This is a genomic window from Blautia sp. MB18-30, from assembly GCF_023669475.1.
Lineage (GTDB): Bacteria > Bacillota > Clostridia > Lachnospirales > Lachnospiraceae > Blautia_A > Blautia_A fusiformis.
The window spans coordinates 1-4,285 of the sequence record NZ_JAMOYY010000071.1 but is presented as its reverse complement, the minus strand read 5'-3'; the positions used below and the strand labels follow the sequence as shown (position 1 = coordinate 4,285).

Annotated in this window: 6 protein-coding genes; 3 read left to right on the top strand and 3 right to left on the bottom strand. The window is 37.8% G+C overall.

The annotated features are described in order from the left end of the window. Window positions 1–32: 32 nt before the first annotated feature. From dfrF to NCY57_RS16360, 3 genes are all read right to left on the bottom strand, one after another. Window positions 33–527, bottom strand: a complete 495-nt coding sequence (gene dfrF, locus NCY57_RS16370; RefSeq protein ID WP_002322211.1) for a trimethoprim-resistant dihydrofolate reductase DfrF — start codon at window positions 525–527, stop codon at window positions 33–35. A 307-nt stretch (window positions 528–834) separates the two neighbouring features. Beyond that, window positions 835–1,314, bottom strand: coding sequence for an MGMT family protein (locus NCY57_RS16365; RefSeq protein WP_002322212.1), 480 nt, complete (start codon window positions 1,312–1,314; stop codon window positions 835–837). Between the two features lie 310 nt (window positions 1,315–1,624). Beyond that, window positions 1,625–2,296 (bottom strand): helix-turn-helix domain-containing protein, encoded by a 672-nt coding sequence (locus NCY57_RS16360; RefSeq protein WP_002322214.1) that lies wholly within the window; start codon window positions 2,294–2,296, stop codon window positions 1,625–1,627. A 496-nt stretch (window positions 2,297–2,792) separates the two neighbouring features. Between NCY57_RS16360 and NCY57_RS16355 the strand changes: the two genes are divergently transcribed. From NCY57_RS16355 to NCY57_RS16345, 3 genes are all read left to right on the top strand, one after another. Then, window positions 2,793–3,854 carry a replication initiation factor domain-containing protein gene (locus tag NCY57_RS16355; RefSeq protein WP_330639025.1) on the top strand — a complete coding sequence of 354 codons (1,062 nt, stop codon included), beginning with the start codon at window positions 2,793–2,795 and terminating at the stop codon, window positions 3,852–3,854. Next, window positions 3,854–4,057, top strand: coding sequence for an excisionase (locus NCY57_RS16350; RefSeq protein WP_002610247.1), 204 nt, complete (start codon window positions 3,854–3,856; stop codon window positions 4,055–4,057). The genes NCY57_RS16355 and NCY57_RS16350 overlap by 1 nt, the downstream gene beginning before the upstream one ends. A gap of 78 nt (window positions 4,058–4,135) precedes the next feature. Continuing rightward, window positions 4,136–4,285: integrase DNA-binding domain-containing protein (locus NCY57_RS16345; protein ID WP_199693378.1), on the top strand; the 150-nt coding region annotated here is incomplete at its 3' end.

Genomic DNA, 4,285 nt, shown 5'->3' with positions numbered 1-4,285 from the left:
ATGCATAAAAAGCAATATATTTATGAAACACCCTAAATCCAAAATCTACTCAATTCATTTTTCCTTACATAAAATGTTCTCGTATATTTCACTTCCTCACCAAGTGTTTCCCCTATCAAAACTTCAAAATCATTGATATCAAATTCTGGAAAGAATGTATCTCCATCTTCAATATTTAAATCTACTTCTGTGATATACATTTTATCTACTATTTGCAAAGCTTCCTTAAATAGTCCATATCCACCAGATATGTATACATCTCGTCCTTTAGCCAATAATAATGCATCTTCTAATGATTTAACTGAAACTAAATTATCTCCTTGATACTCTGTTGTGGTGGAAACAACAATATTCATTCTATTAGGCAACGGATGACCGATTTCTTCATAAGACTTTCGCCCCATAATAACCACATTACCCGTTGTTAACTCTCTAAATTGCTTTTGTTCTCCCTTTATTTTCCATGGTATATTACCATTCTTGCCTATAACATTATTCTTTGACCTCGCAACAATCAAACCTATCATCTATTTCATCCTCCATAATATGATGTCGTACCTGTGATTCCATCAAGTGCACCACATCTTAACAAACTCAAAATTATCTCGAACTAACCAGCTCGACAAATTCAAGTTTGTCGCTTTCTTCATATCCACATTATATCATTTTCATATCTGCACCACAATAAAATTTTATGCACCGATAATCTTACTGAACAGCTCTAACAAACACCATTTCATCACTCCAATCTGAAATTTAGGTATGAAAAAAGCAGTCAATCCTAAGACTAACTGCTTTGTGTATAGAGATATGAAATTGTGAAATAGAATTTGCCTATTTCAAATCAAAAAGAGAATTTTCATAGTCCTTTACATAGTATCGTATATTTTTACGCCCCTTTTGAATAATGGTATGTCCCTCTGCTTCTAATTTTTCTTTCTGTGCTTCAATACCATTTGGATATTTAGCATTTAATTCTCCGTTTGCTTTTAATGTTCTCCAATAGGGTGTTTCATCTTCGGAACGCTGATAACTCGCCCACGCTACAATAGAAACAAATATACCCGCTGTAATCGGCTCTGTAAAATCTGCACCACTCAATTTTGCAAAGTGTTCTCGTATTTTTCCAACCGTAATCACTTTACCATACGGAACTTTTTTCATTACTTTGTCATAGTCAATCGGGGGAGCAAAATACATTTTGTTTCCACCATATTTCTCAATACTTTTCTGGTCTATGATAATTTGAAATTTTGGCATATCCTTACTATCATGCAACATAGCATTAAAATCTTTTTTATCTTCATTTGCCATTTGTGCCACCTCCTACTTTAAGGATAGTCTGTTTCTTATTTCCATGCAATGAGGCTGTTTGAAAATTATTAACACTTTCAAATTTGTCGCTTTCTTCATATCCATATTATAACAGTTCCATATATCCGCCACAATAAAAATCAGCATACCCTTAGCATTTATGGAACAAAAATGCACACTTTTTCTTTCTTCCTCTTGATTACCCCACAACAGAAAAGAAAAAGCCCTGTCAAGAGCCTTGCCACCATTGGTGGTGCTTTGCACTCTTTACTGGGCTTTTTGTTTGCTGTATCTTCCATGCAAGAGGAAATTAAAGACCTCTGTTCCATTTCGCCTTTAGATAATCTTCATAGTCTGCTTCATTGAAGTCTACTTGTGGAGAAGTGTCGGGAATGTTGTTTCTGTTGTCTATATCCGCAAGCTGACGAAATATCCAATCATCATAAGGGTCATGGTATTTATACTCTTTGGGCTGTTCTCTGTATCGGTCTAACCCTCGCATTTCCTTATGTACTTTTATCATGCGTTCCAGTTTTTGACGCTGTATCAACTGCTTGATTTCCATAAGTTCTTCCAACTCCGTAACCTCATTGGTAATGTAGTTATGGATATACTGTATGAGTTTATATGCCTTGTAAAATGTGCATTCTTTTTCATCATCGAAAAATTCATTTTCAGACAGGTAATCTAAGGAAACATTGAAGTCTTGTTCCCGTTTGATAATATCCATGATATAGGGCTCGGTGTGGTCAATATACTTCCATTCTCCCGACAATAATTCATTGGGTGTTACTCCCAGCACGTCCATTATCTTTTCCAGCGTATCAAAGGTAGGATAATTCACGCCACGTTCAATCTTGGAAAGGCTCTGCATATTGATACCGATTTTGTCCGCAAGTTCCTGTTGTTTCATTCCTCTATGCTTTCTTATGGTCTGTATGTTCTCTCCTAAGAAACTGATTTTCTTTTCGTAATGCTCCATGACTTAGTATAAACACTCCTTTCATTGCTTTTCTTGGTATTTATAAGCATATCATACTTAATATATATCTAAAAGTCAACAAAAACTTCTTGACAAGTAATTCTAATGGCGTTATTATCGTATCAGATAGAGTGATTAAGCACGCTAGGGTCAATCACACGCTTGAGTAAGCATAGAAAAGATGTATTTTCATTTTGATAGCATGAATAAGCATAGACTATCAGACCGAAAATAAGGTTTCTGACTGGGGCTGTTCCGTTTAGCCACGAGCCTTACAAGGCTCGTGAGCGTTAAGAACGGATCAGACACAGGAAGAAAGGGAACGCCTTTAGGCGTTCATAAAGGGCGTATATGTAACACCGCCCTGCGTATACATGTCATAGTACCTAGAAACTGTAATAAATAAAGGAAAAAACACAATTTTTACCCCGCAAAAAAACGGGGCATACGAAAGGAGAAATGCACTATAACTACACACAAAAATTTATCCGTTAAGATTGATTACATCAGCATTGTATTTGAAACGGCAACCGCTGAAGATGTAATCATGCACATTTTAGATTTACCGACTGACATTTTCAATGTTTATCCAGCAATGATAAAATTCAAGACTTATCAAGCACGCTGGCAGATTGGAGATATTTATGTATCGGGAGACGCAAGAAAGACAGAGGATAACCCACAGGGGCTAGGCTGTTATCTTGTTATGACTGGCAGAGGTTGTGATGATATTTCCCGTATTCTCAACAATAGGAATTATACCTTTGGGGATATGTTCCGACGTTGCGAGCGAAGATACGGACTGGATAACTTCCATTTCACAAGACTTGATATTGCCATTGATGATAAAAACGAAAAGCCATTCTTTACCATAGAGCAGATAAAGAAGAAATGCGAAAAAGAAGAATTTATCTCGAATAGTGAGGGTTACCACTTTGACGAAAGCAAGTTTGATGATTTCGACACCGCAAAGACTGTTTATATCGGTGCTGGTAAATCGGGATTGTCCTACCGCTTTTATGATAAAGATAAGGAAGTCTGTTCAAAACATAATAAGACACTTGATGAAGTCGGCAGTTGGAAACGGACAGAAATGCAACTGCGTGATGATAAGGCTCATGCTTTTGCCATGACATTCAAGGACAGACCGCTGGAACTTGGGGAACTGGCTTTCGGGCTATTGGCAAACAACCTACGCTTTGTCGTGCCAAACAGAAATGAAAGTAATAAGAGCAGATGGAAAACGTGTCGGTTTTGGGAACGCTTTTTAGGGGCTGTGGAAGTCTTAAAACTGCAAGTACCGAAACTACATAATTCTCTTGAGGAAACACAGCAATGGCTCACAGAGGGTGGCGTGATTTCCGCTGTGAAAAGTTTTTACTTCTTGGAAGAACATGACGCATTAGGTGGACTGGAAAAAGTGGGAACTATGCTTGATAAGGCAAGATACAGCAATTCCCTTTCCAGCAAACTAACCGCCCACTTACAGAGGATAGACCGCACCGACCTTATCCCCTATATCCAGTATGACACGAAACATGGGAAAGGGGGTATCTGATGAATAACAACGATATTCCTGTATGGGAAAAATACACCCTTACCATTGAAGAAGCGTCAAAGTATTTCCGTATCGGAGAAAACAAGTTAAGACGCTTGGCAGAGGAAAACAAGGACGCTGGCTGGCTCATTATGAATGGCAACCGCATACAGATTAAACGCCGACAGTTTGAAAAGGTCATTGACAAATTGGACGCAATCTAATGCAAATGAGCCTTGTATGTGTTATGATAAACACAAGTCATATCAAGGCTCTTTCCAATAAGGAAAGGAGCAGACACCATGAAAGAAAAAAGACGGGATAGCAAAGGACGTATCCTGCATACTGGAGAGAGCCAACGAACAGACGGAAAATACTTATATAAATATGTGGACGCATTTGGAAACACAAAATATGTGTATGCTTGGAGATTGACACCCACAGACCCGACA